Origin of the sequence: Achromobacter sp. JUb104, from assembly GCF_024806975.1 — a bacterium.
Taxonomy (GTDB): Bacteria; Pseudomonadota; Gammaproteobacteria; order Burkholderiales; family Burkholderiaceae_B; genus Achromobacter; species Achromobacter spanius.
Map to the genome: position 1 here is coordinate 182,087 of NZ_JANUEY010000001.1, position 20,202 is coordinate 202,288.

The following is a 20,202-nucleotide window of genomic DNA, read 5'->3' on the forward strand; positions in this document are numbered from 1 at the left end:
TGCAACCTTAAGTTCCTGTCAGGAGCCCGCCGTATGACCGCCATTTCCGCTGCCCCCACGCCCGGCGCAGCGTTGCCCGCCTTCACCGCGCAGGTGGACGTCATTTCGATCCAATCCCAAGTCGTCTACGGCTATGTCGGCAACAACGCCGCCATGCCGATCTTCCGCCGCGCGGGCCTGCGCGCCATCGCCGTGCCGACGGTGGTGCTGAGCAACACGCCGCACTATCCCACGCTGCATGGCGGCGCGGTGCCCTTGGACTGGTTCGCCGGTTTGTTGAAGGGGTTGGACGAGCGCGGCGTGACCCGCGTGGCGCGCGCCGTGGTCTGCGGGTATCTGGGGCAGCCGGGGCAGGCGGACCTGCTGGCAAGCTGGCTGCCGGCCTTGCGCGCCGCGCGGCCGGACGTGCGTGTGCATATCGACCCTGTCATGGGCGACCGCAACGACGGTTTGTATGTGGACGCGGGCCTGGTCGCGCAATACCGCGACTTGCTGGTGCCGCTGGCCGACGGCATGACGCCGAATCACTTTGAACTTGAAATGCTGGTGGGCCGACCCTTGGCGACGATGGACGAAGTGGCGGCGGCGGCGCGTGAACTGATCGCGTTGGGGCCGCAATGGATTGTGGTGACCAGCGCCGCGCCGATGGCGGCGGAACCGGGCGCCTTGCAGTTGGCGGTGGTCACGCGCGACACGCTCGACGTTGTGACGCATCCGGAAATCGCCATCCCGCCGTCGGTGCATGGCACCGGCGACGTGTTCATGGCCAGCCTGACGGCCAGGCTGTTGACCGGGCAGGACCTGCTTGAGGCTGCGCGCGAGGCGGCGGCGCAAGTCACGGCCACCTTGCAGCGCACGCGCGAGCTGGGTTGGGAAGAGCTGGCGGTGGAAGGCTAGGCCAGCTCGCAGCCAAAATCAGCAACCCAAGCGCGCCCCGGTCTTGACGCGGGGCGCGCCAGCTCAACGCATCAATACATCTTGTACGGCAGGAACTTGCCGCTCATCACGATCTGCACGCGGTCGCCCTTGGGGTCGGCTTCGCGCTGCAAGTCCATCTTGAAATCGATGGCGCTCATGATGCCGTCGCCGAATTCTTCGTTTATCAGCGCTTTGAACGTGGTGCCGTAGACGTTGATCAGCTCATAGAAGCGGTAGATCAGCGGGTCGGTGGGCACCGTGGTGGGCAGCGAGCCCTTGTAGGGCACCACTTGCAACTGCACCACGGCGTCGTCGGGCAGGTCCAGGATGCGGGCGGCGGCCAGGGCTTGTTCCTCGGTCAGCGTCATCTGGCCCAGCAGCGCGGCGGTGGTCCATTCCTTGCTTTGGCCAACGGCTTCGGCGATGGCGTTCCAGGACAGCTTCTTTTCCAGTTTGCGGGTAACGACCAGTTCGGTCACTTCAGCGCGGGACATCATGATGGGTGTCACTCCTTGTGGGATGCCTTGTCGACCAGGAAGTCGACGAGATGGTTGCGGATGTCGTAATAGCGGGGTTCGTGGTGCAGGCTGGCGCGGGTCCGGTCGCGCGGCAGGTCCACGCTGACGGACTCGGCAATGCGGGCGTAGGGGCCCGCGCTCATGAGCAGGATGCGGTCCGACAGCAGGATGGCTTCGTCCACGTCGTGCGTGATCATGAATACGGTCTGGCGGGTTTGCTGCACGATGCCGCGCAGCTCGTCCTGGATGGTGCCGCGCGTCAATGCGTCGAGCGCGCCGAAGGGTTCGTCCAGCAACAGCATCTTGGGCTGGATGGCGAAGGCGCGCGCAATACCCACGCGCTGCTTCATGCCGCCCGACAGTTCGCTGGGCTTCTTGCCGGCCGCCTGCGCCAGGCCCACCATGTCCAGGTAGCGCAGGCTGTGTTCGCGCACTTGCTCGCGGCTATAGGCGGGCCAGCGCGAACGCACGCCGAATTCCACGTTTTGCAGCGCGGTCAGCCAGGGCAGCAGCGCATGCGCCTGAAACACCACGCCGCGCTCCAGCGACGGGCCCGAGATCTGGCGGCCGTCCATGATGACGACGCCTTCGTTGGTGTCGTCGATGCCGGCCAGCACGTTCAGGATGGTGGTCTTGCCGCAGCCGGAATGGCCGATCACGCAAACGAACTGGCCTTGCTCGATGTCGAAATCAACGTTCTCGAAGACGGGCGGCTGGGGCTGGCCGTTGCGCCCCGGGTAGCGTTTGCCAAGGCCTTGGACTTGCAGGAATGCATGGCTCATGGCGTTACTCCCGATAGCTGACCAGCCGCGCGACGCGAGCCAGCGCGGTGTCCAGCAGCATGCCGATCAGGCCGATGAAAAAGATGGCGCAGATGATGTTGGCAATCGACAGATTGTTCCATTCGTTCCACACGAAGTAGCCGATGCCCGTGCCGCCGATCAGCATTTCAGCGGCCACGATCACCAGCCAGGCGATGCCCACCGATATACGCATGCCGGTCATGATGGTGGGCGCGGCGGCCGGCAAAATCACTTGCAAGGCGGTGCGCAGGCGCGACACTTCCAGCGTGCGCGCCACGTTCAGCCAGTCTTGCCGCACGGCGCCCACGCCGAAGGCGGTGTTCACCAGCATCGGCCATAACGAGCAGATGAAGATGACGAAGATGGCGGACGTGTCGGCGTCCTTGATCGTGTAGAGCGCCAGCGGCATCCAGGCCAAGGGTGAAATCGGCTTGAGCACCTGGATGAAGGGGTCGAAGGCGCGGTAGACGGTCTTGGACATGCCGATCAGAAAGCCCAGCGGTATCGCCACCAGTGCGGCCAGGCTGAAGCCGGCCAGCACGCGCGCTATCGAATAGCCCAGTTGCACGCCGATGCCTTTGTCGTTGGGGCCACGGTCGTAGAACGGATCCTTCAGGTGTTGCCACAGCTTTTCGCCAACGTCGGCCGGGCCGGGAAACGGCGTCTTGGAGCCGCTGGCCGCGGCATTGCCGACCAGCGCGGCGTAGGCCGGGTCCACCGTCACGTCGCCCGTGTCGGGGCGCGTGGCGGCGTGCCACAGCAGCAGAAACGCCAGGAACAGCGCGACGGACAGGAACGTCGCCCGCCAATATTGCACTGACCGCATCAGGTTCTCCGGATCTTGAAGCTGGCCAGATAGGCTTCGGGCTGGGCCGGGTCAAATGGCTTGCCCATGACGCTGAAGGTCTTGGCCGATTCGGCGGGCGGGGTCAGGCCGGCCTCGCGCATGAGGCGCACGGCGTCGGTCGCCAGGAAGACTTCGCTGGCCACCTTCTGGTAGTCGATGTCGCCCTTGACCTGGCCCCAGCGCTTCATCTGCGTCAGGATCCACACCGCGAACGACTGCCACGGCATGGGATCGAAGTCGATGCGGTTGGGGTCGGTCAGCACTTTGCCCAGGCCGTCGGCGTAGGTGCCGGTCAGCACTTGTTCGACTACGGTGACGGGCTGGTTCAGGTAGTTGGGCGCGGCGATGGCGGCGGCGATTTCCTTGCGATTGGCGGGGTTGCGGGCGTAGGCGGTGGCTTCGATGATGGACTTCAACAAGGCCTGGTAGGTGTTGGGCATGGTCTTCACGAATTCCTGGCTGGCGGCGAAGGCGCAGCAGGGGTGACCGTCCCAGATGTTCTTGGACAGGGTGTGGATGAAGCCCACGCCGTCGTAGACCGCGCGTTGGTTGACCGGGTCGGGCGCCAGGAAGCCGTCGATGTTGTCGGCGCGCAGGTTGGCCACCATTTCAGGGGGCGGCACGGAACGGATCTGCACGTCGGTGTCGGGGTCCAGGCCGTGTTCGGCCAGGTAGTAGCGCAACAGGTAGTTGTGCATGGAATAGTCGAACGGGACGGCGAACTTGAAGCCCTTCCAGTCCTTGGGGTCGCGGCGGTCCTTGTGTTTCATGGACAGCGTGATGGCCTGGCCGTTGATGTTTTCCACGGCGGGCATGGTCCACGGCACGGCGCGGCTGGCGCCGACGCCCAGCGAGATGGCCAGCGGCATGGGGGACAACATGTGGGCGGCGTCGTATTCGCCGGACATGGCCTTGTCGCGCACCAGCGCCCAGCCGGCGGTCTTGACCACTTCCACGTCGAGCCCCTGCTTGGCATAGAAGCCCATGGGGTGCGCCATGATGATGGGCGTGGCGCAGGTGATGGGAATGAAGCCGACCTTCAGCTTTTGTTTTTCTAGCGGGCCGGTGGATTGCGCGAAGGCTTCGCGGGCGGCGGCCAGCGGGAAGATCGACGCAATGGCGGCCATGGCGGTGCCACCACCCACGGCGCGCAGGAAGCGGCGGCGCAGGCCGTCTTCCGGGAACAGGGCGCGCATCACCGCCTGGTCGACGGCGTTGTCCGTGACGGATTGCACGGCGCGTTCATGTTCGGCTTGCGAGGCGTGGCGGCCGCAGCCGCAGGCAAGACGGCTGTTGGCGTCGAACGGATTGCTGAATAGGGACATGGGATGGCTCCGGCCAGAGGGGGATTGGAGCCATCATGGGGCCGGGCGCGCGGGGCCGGTATCCCCGGTTCGACGATATGCGTGTAGGGGGTCTACTACGCGGTGCGACGCTGCGCCGTGCTGGTGCGCAAGGGGGCTACAGCGCACCCAGGTGGTGCGTGTTGGCGTAGGCCACCAGTTCGACCAGCGTGCGCACGCCGAGCTTTTCGAAAATGCGGCTGCGGTAGGTGGAGATGGTGTTGACCGACAGGGCCAACTGTTCGCCGATGGCGGATACCGAACGGCCGGCTACCAGCAATTGCAAGACCTGGAATTCGCGGTTGGACAGTTGTTCGTGCGGGGGGCGGGTGCTGTCCTGGCGCACGGTGTGGGCCAGGAGTTCAGCCACGGTGGGGGTGACGTAGAGCTTGCCGGCGGCGGCGTTGATCAGGGCGGACAGCAGTTCGTCGGGGTCGCAGCCCTTGTTCAGGTAGGCGTGGGCGCCGGTGCGCAGGGCGCGCACGGCGAATTGGGTTTCGGGGTAGACGGACAGCATGACGACGCCCAGGGCGGGGTAGTCGGCGCGCACGGTTTTCAGGACGTCGAGCCCGTCGCGTTCGCCCAGGGCCACGTCCAGCACCATGGCGTCGTAGCGGGTCTGGCGCAGGGCGCGCAGGGCGGAAGGGGCGTCGGCGGCTTCGTGCACGAGGGCGACGCGCGGGTCTTCTTCCAGAATGCGGGCCAGGCCTCGGCGGATGATGAGGTGGTCGTCGACGATGAGCAGGTTCAGGGCCATGGGGCGGGACAAGTAGGGGTCAGGCGCTGGCGGGATTCAGGCGCGGGTGGGGTTCAAACGCAGGCGGGCGCGCATGCCGGCGCCGGGGGCGCTGTCCAGGGCAAGGTCGCCGCCAATGCCGCGGGCGCGTTCGCGCATGCCAAGGATGCCGAAGGTGTGGCGGGCTTCTGGCAGTTGCATGCCGATGCCGTCGTCTTCCACGGTAAGCAGCAGGCCGTCGTCGCTCCAGACGGCGCTGACGCTGACGCTGCGGGCGCAGGCGTGGCGCTGCACGTTGGTCAGCAGTTCCTGGACGATGCGGTAGACGGCGATTTCGGCGTTGCGGTCAAGGCGGCGGCGTTCGGTGTCGGGGGGGCACAGGTAGCGGCATTGCAGGCCGGTGCGGGTTTGCAGGTCTTGCAGCAAAGTTTCCAGGGCGGCCCACAGGCCCAGGTGGTCAAGCACGACAGGGCGCAGGTCGCTGAGGATGCGGCGGGTGGCGCCCATGGCGGTCTGGGTGACTTCGAGCATGCGGTCGACGTGGGTTTGCAGGGCAGGGGTAGCGCCCAGTTGGCGGCGCAGCCAGTTCAGGTCCAGTTGCAGGGCGGTGAAGGATGCGCCCAGGTCGTCATGGATGTTGCGGGCGATGTGGGCGCGCTCTTCTTCGCGCAGGGTGGACAGGTGGGAGGAAAGGCGCCGCAGGGAATCATGGGCGTTGCTGAGTTCGGCGGTGCGTTCGCCGACGCGGCGTTCCAGCAGGGCCTGGGTGCTGTGCAGTTCGCGTTCGATGCGCTTGCGGTCGGTGATGTCTGAAAACGTGACGACGGCGCCGACGACTTCCTGTTCGTTGCGGATGGGGTAGGAGGCGTATTGGGCGTCAAAGCAGGAACCGTCGCGGCGCCAGAGCACTTCGTCGTCCACGCGCACGCCACGGCCTTCACGAAAGGCCTGGAAGATGCGGCAGTCATGCACGGGCATCAGGGCGCGGTCGGCGTGGGAGTGATGGATGAGGTAGTGCATGTTGCGGCCAACGACTTCGTCGGGGGTGTAGCCCAGCAAGGTGGCGCCGGCGCCGTTGATGAAGATGCAACGGCCACGCAGGTCGATCCCGTAAATGCCTTCGCCGGCGGATTCCAGCAACATTTCCAACTGACGGCGCCAGGCGGCGTGGTGGGATAGGTGGTTCAGGTCGGCGAACATGATGGGGTTTATTGCGGGGGCGGCGGGCGGGCGGATTTTGGGGGGAGTTTACGGGAGGCTTGGTGCGGGGAAGGGGAGGGAATGCCCTTGGTGCGCAGGGCTTGAGATGCAAGGGGTGCGAGTCTTGAAACGCTTGGGGGGTGGTTCTTGAGATGATCGAGGCGTGGTGCCTGGGATGCGCCGGGTGCGGTTCTTGAGAAGCACAGGGTGTGGTTCTTGAGATGCCAGGGTGTGGTTCTTGAGATGCCCGGGGTGGGGTTCTTGAGAAGCACAGGGTGTGGTTCTTGAGATGCCCGGGGTGCGGTTCTTGAGATGCACGGGGTGTGGTTCTTGAGACGCCCGGGGCGGCGGCGTCCTGGCGTCGCGGGTCAACGATTGCGGTCCGGAGCCTTCGCTCCGGACTGCCCCCTTGTCATCCTCGTTGCCGCCTGCGGCGGCTGCCTTCGGATTCCCTCGGGCTTATCGACGCCCCGCGCCACCAGGCCGCCACCACCCCGAGCTGCGCCGCAGAAACTTGTCGGTTGCTGGGGCGGGCGGTGTGCTTGGCATGCTTCTGTGGGGGTGTTGGGGAATTGGAAGAGTGTGCAGGGCCGCCAAAGCCGGCCGCCCGGGCGGCCGGCTTTGGCGTTTGGTTTGGCGGCATTTTTCGGGCGTGATCCGACGGACCTCTCTTGGCATGTGATGCGACGACCGCCGTCGGCACCTGCACCGACGGACCTCTCTTGGCGTGTGATCCCACGACCGTTGCCAGCACCTGATTCGACGGACCTATCCTCGGCACCTGATTCGACGGACCTATCCTCGGCACCTGACGCGACGGTACTTTGTAGGATGGGTGAAGCGCGGCACGCCCGTCACGCGAAATCCGACGCTTAACGCGCGCAACCCATCACGATCCACCCACACCAACCGCCCTCGAGGCACACGCCCGACACTGCGGGGAAACCCGATATAAAAGTTTGCATGGCGTCCATGATCCAGGGTTATGCCTCGGCCGTCCGCCAACACCGTCCGCGTGCTGAATCCTCAATCCAATCAGCGCCTTAGCCACAATCCCCGCCCCGGCCACCGCCCGCCGCAACCCAACCGCTCACGGTATCGCAAAGTCGCGAAGGCATGCATGCTTCTTTCCTACGGTCGCGCGCGCCATTCGCCGCCTCCATCTGCCCCCCCCCGGCACTCGAACCCCATTCGAAACGAACCCCTGGAGATTGACATCGTGAGTAACGCATCCCCCGCCCGCAAAATGGGCCTGGCGGTCGCCCAGATGGGCGCCGTGAACCTTGCCGACACCCGCGCGGTGGTTGTGCGCCGTCTGGTCGAGATGATGCGCGAGGCCGCTGGTCGCAAGGCGGAATTTGTCGTGTTCCCGGAACTCGCCCTGACGACCTTCTTCCCGCGCTACTGGATGGAAGACGCGGAAGCGGTTGACCGCTTCTTTGAAAAGTCCATGCCCAATGCCGATGTGCAGCCGCTGTTCGACACCGCGCGCGAGCTGGGCATCGGCTTTTACCTGGGCTATGCGGAAGTGACGCCGGAAGGCCGCCAGTTCAACACCGCCATCCTGGTGGATCGCTCGGCCAAGATCATCGGCAAGTACCGCAAGATCCATCTGCCGGGCCACTCGGACCACAAGGTCGACGCGCCGTTCCAGCATCTGGAAAAGAAGTTCTTTGAAGTCGGTGACCTGGGCTTTGGCGTATGGGAGACCAACGACGTCAAGATCGGCATGTGCCTGTGCAATGACCGCCGCTGGCCCGAGACGTACCGCGTGATGTCGCTGCAAAGCGCCGAGCTGATCGTGCTGGGCTACAACACGCCGTCGCTGAACATCCATTGGAACGAACCGGCGCACTGGCGCACTACCACGCACGAGATCGTGTTGCAGGCCAGCGCCTATCAGAACGCGGTGTGGGTCGGCGCTGCCGGCAAGTGCGGCCATGAAGACGGCCACCACATGATTGGCAGTTCGATGATCGTGGCGCCGTCCGGCGAGATCGTGGCGCGTTCCAGCGGCGAGGAAGACGAAGTGATTACCGCGAAGATCGATCTGGCCATGGGCCAGACCTTCCGCGAACATGTCTTCAACTTCGCCAAGCACCGCAGCCCGCAGCACTACAAGCTGATCACCGAACGCACCGGCGCGGGTGATCCGCTACCCGTGCCGGACGTGGCTTAAGCCCGGTTGAAAATTGCCTGCGTTATCGCAGGCAATTTTTTTGGCGACCAGGGATAGCTGCGCCAGGGAATGCCTTCAATGGAGCGCTGGGGCGCATCGGGGAATGTCTTGGCAATGACTGGCGCAGGCGCAATTCAGGAATGTCTTGGCATTGGAGGGCTGGGGCTCATTCAGGAATGCCAGTGGCAATGGATGGTGAAGGTTCAATCCGGAGTTGGGGCAGGTGCACCAAAAGCTCCCCGCGTGAGTGCGGGATCTCGACAATCCGGCCCTCGATCATCACACCCAAGGTCCGCGCTGCTAGACTGCCTGCGGCTCTTTGATTCGTTGACCCTCTTCAGGCACTGATCCCATGCGCTTTATCGACACCGAACAGACTCGCGGCGCCCTGTCATTCGACGCCGTCATTCCCGCCCTGCGCGAGGCCTTCCGCGAAGGCGCCACCGTGCCCACGCGGCACGTCCACGCCATTCAGTCGGGCACGGCCCACGGCACCACGCTGATCATGCCGGCCTGGAGCGACCGGGGTTATTTCGGCGTGAAGATCATCAACATCTTTCCCGAGAACACGCACCAGGGCCTGCCCGGCCTGCACGCCACGTACAACCTGTACAGCGCCACGACGGGCGTGCCGATTGCGCAGGTGGATGGCGACATCGTTACCGTCTACCGCACTGCGGGCGCGGCTGCGCTGGGCGCGGACTATCTGGCGCGCAAGGAGGCGAGCACGCTGCTGATCGTGGGCTCGGGCCGCATCGCGGGCCTGGTTGCGCAAGCCATGCGTACCGTGCGTCCGATCCAGCGTGTGATGGTGTGGAATGTGCGCGAGGCCGGCGCCCAGGCATTGGCGGAAAGCCTGCGTGCACAGGGCTTCGATGCCCAGCCCACGACCGACCTGGAAGCCGCCGCGCGTGCGGCCGACATCATCAGTTGCGCCACCCTGTCCACCGTGCCGCTGATTCAGGGCGCCTGGTTGCGCCCCGGCACGCACCTGGACCTGATCGGCAGCTTCACGCCCGATATGCGTGAAACGGACCCGGCCTGCTTTGATGGCACGACGGTTTACGTGGATACCGACGAAGCCCCCACCAAATCCGGCGACCTGCTGTCAGCCTTCGACGCCGGCGTACTGACGCGCGACGCCATCCAAGGCAACCTGCACCAACTCACCACCGGCGCCCGCCCGGGTCGTCAAAACGATCAGGAAATCACGGTCTTCAAGGCCGTCGGCAGCGCCCTGGAAGACCTGACGCTAGCCACCCTCGTCTACGAATCCCTGAACCCGAGCTGACGCTGGCATCGTAGGATGGGTGAAGCGCGGGAAAAACGACAAAAGAACCCCGCCCCCCAACGCGCGCAACCCATCACCACACCGCACGCAAACACCCACCCCTTAACCCACGCACTCCTTAACCCACGCACCCCTTAACCCACCCACCCCTTAACCCACGCACCCCCCATCACCCTCAAGGCACCAACGACAACCCCACCCGGAACTGCGATTCATTGCGCTGGTTATACCCAAGCAACGTCTCCCCGTACCCGTTGAAATACTGCAAGTGCAGATACCCGTTCATGTTCAACCACGTGCGTTGCAGCGGCCAGGCAAAGTCCAGCTGCGTCGTGCGGCGCTTCTGGTCGCCTTGGCGGTACATCGCCGACACCACCGCGCCGTTGTCCTGCGCCCAGCGCAATTGCCAATCCACGTGGCCGGCGTAATCGGCGTAGTCGCGGTTCTCATCGGCCACGCCGAAGTAAGCCTTGACCTTGGGCGCGAAGGTCAGCGTGCTGCCGCCGTCGAAGCGGTAGTGGAAGCGCGGTTCGATATAGCCGTCGTTGACCGAGCGGGATTCGTCGCCGTCCTTGCCGTTGGAGCTGTGCTCCACGCCGGTGTTCATGCCGAAGCGCCAGTTCTGGTTGGCGGATTGCCAGATGCTGTCCGACAGCCAGAAGGCGCTGGGGTTGAAGGTGGTGTCGATGAAGGGCATGGAATCGCCCTGCAAATCCCACAGCGAAGTCTGCGTGTAGGCCAGGTAGAAGTTCTCGCCCCAGGTTGCCGGGCGGTCGCCCGTCGGGCTGAAGAGGCGGTACTTGGCGCTGATCTGAAAGCGGGCGGTGGTGCGGCCGCGGGTGCCGATGTCGAAGTAGACGGGCTTGTATTCCGAGATGGAACTGCGGAAGCGGTCGAACGCGGTTTGCGGCTGCACGGTCGGCGCAACGGTGGCGTCGGGCGCGGGGCCCACATCGGGCGAGGCGCCCGCCGCCGTGACGGCGGCCACGGGCACGGGCTGGCCGCTGCGCGCATCCACCACGGGGCCTTGGGCCGGCGTGCTGGCCAGCGTGCCGGTTTCGCGGCCGGTGGCGTCCAGCGCCATCAAGGACGGCTCGCCTTCAATGGACACGGCTTGCAGGCCGCGCGCGGTGCTGGGCACGACGGCGGTCCATGCCATGCGGGCAAAGTTGTTGACGGGCACGCTGTAGCTTGCGCGGTCACCGTCCAGCTTGGCCAGGCTGCGCACGATCTGGCCGTCCTGGCTGCGCCATTGCAGCACCAATTCGGGTGGCGCTTGCCAGTTGGCGCGTGCGCTGCCTTCGTTGAAGTACACAGCTTCGATGGTGACGGTCTCGCCGGGGGCGGCGGACGGGCGGTCCATTCGGTACGACACGCCTGCCGCGGCCGAGCCGGCGGCGCTCAGGGCAACGGCGGCGGTCAGGGTGCGCAGGGCGAAGTAGGGGGGTGCAGGTCGGCGTAGGGACATGGGGACGGTGTGCTTTTCTTGTGACGAAGAAATGTAGCATCGCCTGCCGCAACTGTTTGTAAGCCAGGCTTATCGGATGTAGGCCATGTAATAAACAGATGTTACGCAGGATGTCGTGCGATGACCCATGCAACAAGGCCCCGCGCGGATTCAACCGCGCGGGGCCTTGCGTTTCAAGCCTTGCGATTCAAGGCTTTCCAGTCGGCTTATTCGCCGAACTTGATGCCTTGCGCCAGCGGCAGGTTGCGCGAGTAGTTGATGGTGTTGGTGGCGCGGCGCATGTAATTGCGCCAGGCGTCGGAACCCGATTCGCGGCCGCCGCCCGTCTCCTTTTCGCCACCGAACGCGCCGCCGATCTCGGCGCCCGACGTACCGATGTTGACGTTGGCAATGCCGCAATCGGAACCGGACGCTGACAGGAAGGTTTCGGCTTCGCGCAGGTCATTGGTGAAGATGGCCGACGACAGGCCTTGCGGCACGCCGTTCTGCAAGGCCAGCGCGTCGCTGAATTCCTGGTAGCGCATCACGTACAGGATGGGGGCGAAGGTTTCGTGGCAGACCACGTCGGTCTGGCCGGGCATTTCGGCGATGGCCGGGCGCACGTACCAAGCGTTGGGGTATTCATCGGCCAGCACGCGCTCGCCGCCCGTGACCTTGCCGCCTTGCTCGCGCGCAGCCTTGAGCGCGTCTTGCATGGCGTCAAACGATCCCCGGTCGATCAGCGGGCCGACCAGGTTGCCGCTGTCCAGCGGATTGCCGATGGGGGCGCTGGCGTAGGCCTTGTGCAGGCGTTGGACCAGGGCGTCGGCCACGCTTTCATGCACGATCAGGCGGCGGGTAGTGGTGCAGCGCTGACCGGCCGTGCCGATGGCGCCAAACACGATGCCGCGCGCGGCCATGTCCAGGTCGGCGGTGGGGCCGACGATGATGGCGTTGTTGCCGCCCAGTTCGAGCAGCACGCGGCCAAAGCGTTGCGCCACGCGCGGGCCCACCTGGCGGCCCATGCGGGTGGAGCCGGTGGCCGACACCAGCGCCACCGTATGCGAATCCACCAGCGCTTCGCCCACGTCACGGCCGCCGATCAGCACTTCGGACAAGCCGGCGGGCGCGTCGCCGAAACGCTGCATGGCTTGCGCGAAGAGCGCTTGGCAGGCCAGGGCGGTCAAGGGCGTTTTTTCAGAGGGCTTCCACACCACGGCGTTGCCGCAGACGATGGCCAGCGCCGCGTTCCACGACCACACGGCCACGGGGAAATTGAAGGCGCTGATCACGCCGATGACGCCCAGCGGATGCCAGGTTTCCATCATGCGGTGGCCGGGGCGTTCGGACGCGATGGTCAGGCCGTACAACTGGCGCGACAGGCCGACGGCGAAGTCGCAGATGTCGATCATTTCCTGCACTTCGCCTTCGCCTTCGGCCACGATCTTGCCGGCTTCCAGGCTGACCAGGCGGCCCAGCGCGGTCTTGTTCTCGCGCAGGGTTTCGCCCAGCAGGCGGATCAGTTCGCCCCGGCGCGGGGCCGGCACGTCGCGCCAGGCCAGGCTGGCCTGGCGGGCGCGGGTGATGGCCGAATGGGCCTGGGCCACCGTGTGTTCATGCACCTGCGCCAGTTCAGCGCCGTCGATCGGGCTGCGCGCGGTCAGCGTGCCGCCGGTAAGCGCGTCGGGGTTCAGACCGAGCGCGCGCAGGATGTCTTGGGGGGTGTCCATGCCGGTTCCTTGGATTGCCAGCGAAGTCATGGCTTCGCTTAAGGGTTATGCCTAAGTGGCGATTCGGGAAAAAAATTTACTATACGAAACTCCAGCGTGAATTGCGAAACTTTTTTGCTTAACCCGCTTAAGCGCGGTTTTCGAGGTGCATCAGTGGCAGACGCTTTACTGGATGTCCAAGCAGTCACCAAAACGTTCCATCGCGACGGGCAGCCGCCGCATCTGGCGCTGGACGGCGTCGATTGCCAGCTGAACAAGGGCGAAGTCATGGTGGTGGTCGGGCCGTCGGGCTCCGGCAAAAGCACCTTGCTGCGCACGCTGAACGGCCTGGAAACCATTGATAGCGGCACCATCCGCGTGGACGGCGTGTCCTTGACGGACCCCGCCACCGACGTCAACCGCTGGCGCACGAATGTCGGCATGGTGTTCCAGCACTTCAACCTGTTCCAACACCGTACTGCGCTGGACAACGTGGCGCTACCCCAGCGGGTGGTGCGCGGGCGCAGCCGCGCCGACGCCGAACGCTACGCCCGCGACCTGCTGGGCCGCGTGGGCATGGCCGACTTCGGTGAGCGCTATCCCAGCCAGCTGTCGGGCGGCCAGCAGCAGCGCGTGGCCATCGCCCGCGCGCTGGCCATGGACCCCAAGCTGATGCTGTTCGACGAGGCCACATCCGCGCTCGACCCCGAAACCGTGGGCGGCATCCTGGAACTGATGCGGCAACTGGCCCGCGACGGCATGACGATGGCGGTGGTGACCCACGAAATGGGATTCGCGCGCGACGTCGGCGACCGTGCGCTGTTCATGGACGCCGGGCGCATCGTGGAAATCGGTACGCCCGACGAGGTGTTCGTTCATCCCAAGGAGCCGCGCACGCGCGCTTTCCTGGACAAGATTCTGTAGTCAAGGCAGTCCCAAGGCAGTCCCAAGACAGTTCGAAAGCAGTCCGAAAGCAGTCCAAGCACAGGCCGGTCCGGCAACTCCGGGCGCTGCCGGCCATGCGGCAACACCCTATGCCAAGCCCGGAACGACGTCATCCACCACAAGGGAATATCGACATGCTGAAAATCAAACAATGGCTGGGCCTGGCCAGCATCGCCGTCGCCAGCGCCACCGTGGCGCTGCCCGCGCAAGCCGACGAACTTAGCGACATCATCAAGCGCGGCGAACTGCGCGTGGCCGTGCAGACCTCGGGCCCCTTGATGAGCTTCATGGACAAATCCGGCAAGCGCACCGGGCTGGCCGTGGAAGTGGCCAAGCGCATGGCCGACGACCTGGGCGTGAAGCTGGTCTTGCAAGACTATGAATGGAAGGGCCTGCTGCCGGCGCTGTTGTCCGGCAAGGCCGACATGGTGGCCGCCGACATGACGCCCACCCCGCAACGCGCGGCGCAAGTGCTGTTCTCCGCGCCCATGTTCTATGCCGAAACGGTTGCCGTGGTGCAGAAGGACTCGCCCTACAAGTCGTACCAGGAACTGAACAAGGACGGCGTCAACGTCGGCGTGCTGGGCGCCAGCACCTATGCCGAAGCCGGCAAGAAGATGTTGCCCAAGGCCACCATGAAAGAGTTCTCCGGCGGCAGCGCCCCGGTCGGCCAGGCTCTGTCCAGCGGCCGCCTGGACGCCGGCATCATGTCCATGTCCACCGCCAACCAGTTCCTGGTGGACTTCGGCAACCTGCGCGTGCTGGACGGCGTAATGGTGCGCGAGCCGCTGGCGTTTGCCGTGGGCCCCAACGCCTTCCGCCTGAAGTTCTGGCTGGATAACTGGCAAACGCTGAAGACCGCCGACAACACGCTGCCGGAGCAGGTGCAGTACTGGTACTCCACCGACTGGAAGAAAGACCACCAATAAACCACGCGACATAACCAGGAGACCGGAGCGCCCATGGATTGGCTGATCGACTACTACAACTGGCGCATCGTCAGCCAGTACGCGGGCGAATTCGCCACGGGCTTGGCCAACACGCTGATCGCGGCAGGCGCCAGCCTGGTGCTGTCCGTGTTGCTGGGTGTGCCGCTGGCCTTGCTGCACATGTCGCGCCGAGGCGCCATCTGGCGCCCGGTGGCGGCGTATGTGCAGTTCATCCGGTCCACCCCCTTGCTGGTGCAGATCTACCTGGTTTATTACGCCGTGCCCATGGTGATACCAGGCGCGGGGCGCTGGAGCGAAATGGTGCTGGGCATCATGGCCATGACGCTGCATCACGCCGCCTACATGAGCGAGATCATCCGCGTGGGCATCGAGTCCGTGCCGCGCGGCCAGATCGAAGGCGCCAAGGCTTGCGGCATGAACTATCAGCAGCGGCTGCGCTATGTGGTGCTGCCGCAGGCCTTCGTCAACACGCTGCCGCCGCTGCTGGGGCAGACCGCTGTGCTGATCAAGGACACCTCGCTGCTGTCGTTGATTACCGTATTCGAACTGGTGGCGGCCGGCGTGCAGATGAACAGCGACCGCATCGTGCCCAGCGAAAGTTTCCTGACCATCGCCGCGGGCTACCTGCTGATCTACGGCGTCATGCTGATGTTGTCGCGAGGCGTCAGCCTCTGGTTGGCCGGCCCGGCCTGGAACGCGAGGTAAGCATGCTGGATTCCTATCTTTCCACCGCCGGCGTCGTGCTGCCCTTCCTGCTGAAGGGCTTCTGGGAAACGCTGAAGATCTCGTTCGTGGCCATCATCGCCGGGTCGCTGCTGGGCTTTGTGATAGGTGTGATACGCAGCTACCACATCCGTGGTATCCACCAATTGCTGGGCCTGTACATCCACATCCTGCGCGGCACGCCGTTCCTGGTGCAGCTTTATATCTTCTACTTTGTGCTGCCCAGCACCGGCATCGCACTGCTGCATTGGGATTCGGCCACCGCCGCCTTCGTGTCGCTGTCGGTGTACACGTCTTGCTATGTGGCGGAAATCGTCATGGGCGCCATCCAGTCCGTGCCACGCGGCCAGACCGAAGGCGCCATGACACTCGGCCTGCGTCCCTTGCAGATCCTGCGGCTGGTGGTGCTGCCGCAAGCCATGCGCCTGATCGTGCAACCCATGAGCGGCGTCTACGTCATGCTGATCAAAAGCACCGCCATTCTGTCGGTGGTCGGCATTACCGAACTGACGCGCCAGGGCGAAGTATTCATCATCACCTTTCCGGCGAAATCGCTCTTCATCTACGGCATGATCGCCGCCATCTACTTCATCTACTGCTACCCGTTGCTGCGCCTGGCCAACTGGCTGGAAAAGCGCCTGACGGGCGGCCTGCAAGGCGCAAGCCTGCACTGACACGGACCCCCACCGGCATGGCCTCCGAGTACATCGACACCTATTACAAGCGCACGCTGTCCGACGCGGATACGCGCTATGCGCCGTTGGCCGGCGTGGCCAGCACCGACGTCTGCGTGGTGGGCGGCGGCTTGGCCGGCTTGTCGACCGCGCTGGAACTCGCCCGGCGCGGCCGCAGCGTCACCTTGCTGGAAGGGCGGCGCATCGCCTGGGGCGCATCGGGGCGCAACGGCGGCTCGGTGTCGCCCGCGTTCTCGGCCGGCGCCGACGCCATCAAGCGCCATGTGGACGAAGACCACTACCGCCAGCTTTACCGGCTGTCGATGGAAGGCGTGGAGATCATCCGCGACAACATCCGCACCCTAGCCATCACCGACGCGCACAAGGTCGACGGCCGGCTGCGCGTGGTGCGCTACGAAGCCACCGACGCGCTCAACCAGTGGTGTGACGCCCAGCGCCGCGACTTTGGCCGCGACGTGCGCTTCCTGACGCGCAGCCAGGTGCGTGAACGGCTGGTGTCCGACGTCTATCACCAAGGTGTCGAAGACCCGGCCTCGTTTCACTTTCATCCCCTGAACTACGCGCGCGCGCTGGCCCGCGAATGCTTGCGACTGGGCGTGCGCATCCATGAAGATTCCCCCGTCACCGGCGTCACGCTAACCGGCGCCGTCAAGCACCTGAAGACGGCGCACGGCCAGATCGACGCGCGCACCGTGGTGCTGGCCACCGGCGGCTATACCGGCGACGTGGTGCCCGCGCTGCGCCGGGCCATGTTGCCCATCGCCACCTACATCATGTTGACCGAACCGCTGGGCGATCGCGTGCTTGAAGCCATCCGCAGCACCGCCGCCATTGGCGACGACCGCCGCGCCGGCAACTATTACCGCGTGCTGGATGGCGGCCGCATCGGCTGGGGCAGTAGAATCACCACCCGTGTCGACGACCCACCCGATCTGGCCGAGTCCCTGCGCCGCGAATTGCTGTCCGTTTACCCGCAATTGCAGGGGCTGCGCGTGGAAACCGCCTGGTCGGGCCGCATGGCCTACGCCCGGCACTTGATGCCGCAGATCGGCCAGTTGGCGCCAGACGTCTGGTATTGCACCGCGTTCGGCGGGCACGGCATGAACACCACGTCTATCGGCGGGCGCGTTGTGGCCGAAGGGATCACCGGCGACACGCAGCGCTACAAGCTGTTCGAACCCTTTGGGCTGGCGTGGAACGGCGGCGGGCTGGGCACGGCGGCGGTTCAACTGACTTATTGGTCTTACCAGGCGCGCGACTGGTGGCGGGAGCGCTCATCGCGGGCATGACAAGGTACACAGGATGCACGGCAACAAACAAAGCGCATTGGCGCAACGGCTGCGGGCCCTGCGCCAAGCGCGCAATTGGACCCTGAAGCAGGCGGCGGCAGCCACCGGCGTTGCCGCGTCCACGCTGTCGAAAATCGAAAACAGCCTGCTGTCGCCCACCTACGACAACCTGATCAAGATCGCCGCGGGTCTGGACCTGGACGTGGCCGAACTTTTTTCCGCGTCTGACGCCCACATGGGCACCGGCCGCCGCAGCCTCAGCCGCGAAGGCGAAGGCCGCCAATACGAAACCCCGTACTACGACCACCGCCTGCTGTGCACCGCGCTGTCGCACAAGCGCATGATGCCGTTTCACACCCGCGTCAAGGCGCGCTCGTTCGACGAATTCCAGGACTGGAGCCGCCACCGCGGCGAAGAATTCGTCTACGTGCTGGAAGGGGAAGTCATGCTGTACACCGAGTTCTACGAACCGGCGCGTTTGAAGGCGGGCGAAAGCTTCTATATAGACAGCCGCATGGGCCACCGGGTGATCAGCCTGAGCGAGGCGGATGCGATGGTGCTGTGGGTGTCCACGCACGCGGATATCGAGGACGAGTAGGGGGCGTGGGGGCTTAGAGGCCGCTGCGGTGGGCCGCGTCCCAAGTTTTTCCGCAACAAGGTAAAATGCGGCGCCCGGACATCTTCCGGGTCATCAAAAGACTGCGCGGCAGTAGCTCAGCTGGATAGAGCACGGGCCTTCTAAGCCCGGGGTCGGGGGTTCGAGCCCCTCCTGCCGCGCCAGAATCTTTAGGGAATACAGGGCTTTAGACTAAGTCCACCCTCCGAAGTCCATCCAGCGAAGTCCACCCACCGAGTCCATCCACTTGCGGCCCAGAAGCCACATCGCGCCGTTGCATTGGTCGATGTATTCGTTGAAGGCGCCGTCCACCATGCCGTCCGCGTTTACACCGAAGAGCTTGTCTTCGGTTGTGATGAACCCTGCCTTTTCGACAAACAGCTTGGTCCGTGCTTCGTAGGCGGCGCGGGTGTACGCACTGTGTCTATAATGCGAATCGTTATTGTTCTACTTTCGTGCGGGCGCAGCCGTGTCTTCCTCATCCGATGTTATGAAAGGCCAGGCGGTCGAGGACCTTTATCGCGTCCATCACCGCTGGCTGGTGACACTACTGCGGCGCAAGACGGGTAACGTCGATCAGGCGGCCGACTTGGCGCACGACACCTTCGAACGGGTCTTGCGTGACGATATCCGCGCCATCATCGCGGCGCCGCGTGCCTGCCTGACCAACATCGCACGCACGCTGACCATCGGCCATTTCCGCCGGGCGGCCGTCGAGGCGGCCTATTGCGAGGTGCTGGCGCGCCAGCCCGTCGACGTGGCGCCTTCGCCGGAAGAGCAGGCGCTGGTGGTCGAGGCGGTGACGGCGGTGTGCGCCGTGTTGGATGGCTTGTCGGTGCACGTGCACCGGGTGTTCATGCTGGCGCAGGTGCAAGGCCTGTCGCAGCCCGAGATCGCCCGCGAACTGGGCATTTCCACCAACGCCGTACAGAAAGCCTTGTCCAAGGCCTTGCAGCATTGCTATCTGGCGATCTATGGCTGACGCCGCGATGCTGAGCAAGCGTGCCCCGGGCGGCCTGCCGGTCGATCGCAAGCGCCTGGCGCAGGCGGCCGACTGGATGGCGCGGCTGCAAGGCGAGCCCAGCGACGCGACGGTGGCCGCCTGTCTGCGCTGGCGTCAGGCGCATCCCGACAACGAAACCATCTGGCAGCGGATGTGCGCCATGCGCGGCGATCTTGCAGCGCGCTGTGCCGTGGCGCCGCCGGCGGTCGCGGTCGAATTGATCGAGCGGGCCGCGATGCGCCGCGCGCGCCGCGACGCGCTCAAGTGGATGGTGACGGGCGGTGCCGTGGCCGGGCTGGCATGGGCCGCCGAACCGTGGGAGCGCTGGCCCGTCCTGCTGGCGGATCAGCGCACGGGCACGGGCGAGCTGCGCACCCTGACGTTGGATGACGGCACGCGCATCGTCATGGGGCCGGGCACCGCGCTGGACCTGCGCCTGGACCAGCGGCCTCGCTCCCTGGTGCTGCGCTCGGGTGAAATCTTGATCACCAGCGCCAGTTCCAACGACTTGGGCCCGCTGTCGGTGATGACGCGCGACGGCGTGCTGACGCCGGTGGGTACGCGCTATTCCGTGCGCGACAACGGGGCTGACCGAGGCTATGAGATTGCCGTTTTCGAAGGGGCGGTGGATATCGTCGCGCGCGCCGATGGGCGCGTGACACGCGTGCTGGCAGGCCAGCATACGGCGCTGCAAGCCTTGGGAACTGGTCCGGTGCTGCCGGTGGCGCCGGGCGCGGACGCCTGGACGCATGGCATGTTGTTGGCCGACCGGATGCCGTTGGGCGACTTCGTGGTGCAACTGGCCCGCTACCGGACGGGCGTGCTGCGTTGTGATCCCGCCATCGCGCGACTGGAAGTGGTGGGCACGTATCCGTTGGCGGACACCGACAGCATTCTGACGATGCTGCCCCGGGTGTTGCCCGTGCGGGTGCATTACCGCACGCGGTATTGGGTGACCCTGAGCGCCGCCCACTGAGGGCGCGGTGAAGT

19 protein-coding genes and 1 tRNA gene are annotated in these 20,202 nt (G+C 65.3%); 12 read left to right on the plus strand and 8 right to left on the minus strand.

The window, feature by feature from the left end; translation table 11 throughout:
- The first annotated feature begins 33 nt into the window (after window positions 1-33).
- Window positions 34-897: a pyridoxine/pyridoxal/pyridoxamine kinase gene (pdxK, locus tag M2361_RS00765; protein ID WP_259245776.1), complete on the plus strand. Its 864-nt coding sequence runs from the start codon at window positions 34-36 to the stop codon at window positions 895-897.
- A gap of 71 nt (window positions 898-968) precedes the next feature.
- Here pdxK and cynS read toward each other — a convergent pair whose 3' ends face one another.
- The 6 genes from cynS to M2361_RS00795 form a co-directional block, all read right to left on the minus strand.
- On the minus strand, window positions 969-1,412 hold the full coding sequence (cynS, locus tag M2361_RS00770) for a cyanase (protein ID WP_259249204.1): 444 nt from the start codon (window positions 1,410-1,412) through the stop codon (window positions 969-971).
- A gap of 11 nt (window positions 1,413-1,423) precedes the next feature.
- Window positions 1,424-2,218: an ABC transporter ATP-binding protein gene (locus tag M2361_RS00775; protein ID WP_259245777.1), complete on the minus strand. Its 795-nt coding sequence runs from the start codon at window positions 2,216-2,218 to the stop codon at window positions 1,424-1,426.
- Window positions 2,219-2,222: 4 nt separating this feature from the next.
- Window positions 2,223-3,065: a nitrate ABC transporter permease gene (gene ntrB / locus M2361_RS00780; RefSeq protein WP_259245778.1), complete on the minus strand. Its 843-nt coding sequence runs from the start codon at window positions 3,063-3,065 to the stop codon at window positions 2,223-2,225.
- Window positions 3,065-4,411, minus strand: coding sequence for a CmpA/NrtA family ABC transporter substrate-binding protein (locus tag M2361_RS00785; protein WP_259245779.1), 1,347 nt, complete (start codon window positions 4,409-4,411; stop codon window positions 3,065-3,067). The genes ntrB and M2361_RS00785 overlap by 1 nt, the downstream gene beginning before the upstream one ends.
- Window positions 4,412-4,547: 136 nt before the next feature.
- Window positions 4,548-5,186 carry a response regulator transcription factor gene (locus tag M2361_RS00790; RefSeq protein WP_050450344.1) on the minus strand — a complete coding sequence of 213 codons (639 nt, stop codon included), beginning with the start codon at window positions 5,184-5,186 and terminating at the stop codon, window positions 4,548-4,550.
- A 36-nt stretch (window positions 5,187-5,222) separates the two neighbouring features.
- On the minus strand, window positions 5,223-6,365 hold the full coding sequence (locus M2361_RS00795; RefSeq protein WP_259245780.1) for a PAS domain-containing sensor histidine kinase: 1,143 nt from the start codon (window positions 6,363-6,365) through the stop codon (window positions 5,223-5,225).
- A gap of 1,246 nt (window positions 6,366-7,611) precedes the next feature.
- On the opposite strand from M2361_RS00795, the gene M2361_RS00800 reads away from it, so the two are divergent.
- Both M2361_RS00800 and M2361_RS00805 read left to right on the plus strand, forming a co-directional pair.
- The gene (locus tag M2361_RS00800; RefSeq protein WP_259249205.1) at window positions 7,612-8,544 is read left to right on the plus strand and encodes an N-carbamoyl-D-amino-acid hydrolase; all 933 of its coding nucleotides are present in this window, start codon (window positions 7,612-7,614) and stop codon (window positions 8,542-8,544) included.
- 352 nt (window positions 8,545-8,896) lie between these two features.
- Window positions 8,897-9,835, plus strand: coding sequence for an ornithine cyclodeaminase family protein (locus tag M2361_RS00805; protein WP_259245781.1), 939 nt, complete (start codon window positions 8,897-8,899; stop codon window positions 9,833-9,835).
- A gap of 175 nt (window positions 9,836-10,010) precedes the next feature.
- Here M2361_RS00805 and M2361_RS00810 read toward each other — a convergent pair whose 3' ends face one another.
- Entirely contained in the window at window positions 10,011-11,303 is a 1,293-nt protein-coding gene (locus M2361_RS00810; RefSeq protein ID WP_259245782.1) for a phospholipase A, read from the minus strand.
- 206 nt (window positions 11,304-11,509) lie between these two features.
- Window positions 11,510-13,012: an aldehyde dehydrogenase family protein gene (locus tag M2361_RS00815; RefSeq protein ID WP_259245783.1), complete on the minus strand. Its 1,503-nt coding sequence runs from the start codon at window positions 13,010-13,012 to the stop codon at window positions 11,510-11,512.
- Between the two features lie 153 nt (window positions 13,013-13,165).
- Here M2361_RS00815 and M2361_RS00820 point away from each other — a divergent pair, with 153 nt between their 5' ends.
- The 9 genes from M2361_RS00820 to M2361_RS00860 all read left to right on the plus strand — a co-directional run bounded on the left by M2361_RS00820 (window position 13,166) and on the right by M2361_RS00860 (window position 20,188).
- The gene (locus M2361_RS00820) at window positions 13,166-13,915 is read left to right on the plus strand and encodes an amino acid ABC transporter ATP-binding protein (protein ID WP_100856853.1); all 750 of its coding nucleotides are present in this window, start codon (window positions 13,166-13,168) and stop codon (window positions 13,913-13,915) included.
- 155 nt (window positions 13,916-14,070) lie between these two features.
- The gene (locus M2361_RS00825; RefSeq protein ID WP_259245784.1) at window positions 14,071-14,865 is read left to right on the plus strand and encodes an ABC transporter substrate-binding protein; all 795 of its coding nucleotides are present in this window, start codon (window positions 14,071-14,073) and stop codon (window positions 14,863-14,865) included.
- A 33-nt stretch (window positions 14,866-14,898) separates the two neighbouring features.
- A complete protein-coding gene (locus tag M2361_RS00830; RefSeq protein ID WP_259245785.1) occupies window positions 14,899-15,591 on the plus strand; it encodes an amino acid ABC transporter permease in 693 nt (230 codons plus the stop codon).
- Between the two features lie 2 nt (window positions 15,592-15,593).
- Complete coding sequence (locus M2361_RS00835) at window positions 15,594-16,283, plus strand: amino acid ABC transporter permease (protein WP_100856850.1); 690 nt, start codon at window positions 15,594-15,596, stop codon at window positions 16,281-16,283.
- Between the two features lie 17 nt (window positions 16,284-16,300).
- Complete coding sequence (locus tag M2361_RS00840) at window positions 16,301-17,593, plus strand: FAD-binding oxidoreductase (RefSeq protein ID WP_259245786.1); 1,293 nt, start codon at window positions 16,301-16,303, stop codon at window positions 17,591-17,593.
- Between the two features lie 13 nt (window positions 17,594-17,606).
- Window positions 17,607-18,191: a helix-turn-helix domain-containing protein gene (locus M2361_RS00845; RefSeq protein WP_259245787.1), complete on the plus strand. Its 585-nt coding sequence runs from the start codon at window positions 17,607-17,609 to the stop codon at window positions 18,189-18,191.
- Window positions 18,192-18,296: 105 nt separating this feature from the next.
- Window positions 18,297-18,373: transfer RNA gene (locus M2361_RS00850), tRNA-Arg, on the plus strand.
- Between the two features lie 305 nt (window positions 18,374-18,678).
- Entirely contained in the window at window positions 18,679-19,191 is a 513-nt protein-coding gene (locus M2361_RS00855; protein WP_240669354.1) for a sigma-70 family RNA polymerase sigma factor, read from the plus strand.
- Window positions 19,184-20,188 carry a FecR domain-containing protein gene (locus M2361_RS00860; RefSeq protein ID WP_259245788.1) on the plus strand — a complete coding sequence of 335 codons (1,005 nt, stop codon included), beginning with the start codon at window positions 19,184-19,186 and terminating at the stop codon, window positions 20,186-20,188. The genes M2361_RS00855 and M2361_RS00860 overlap by 8 nt, the downstream gene beginning before the upstream one ends.
- Window positions 20,189-20,202 lie beyond the last annotated feature (14 nt).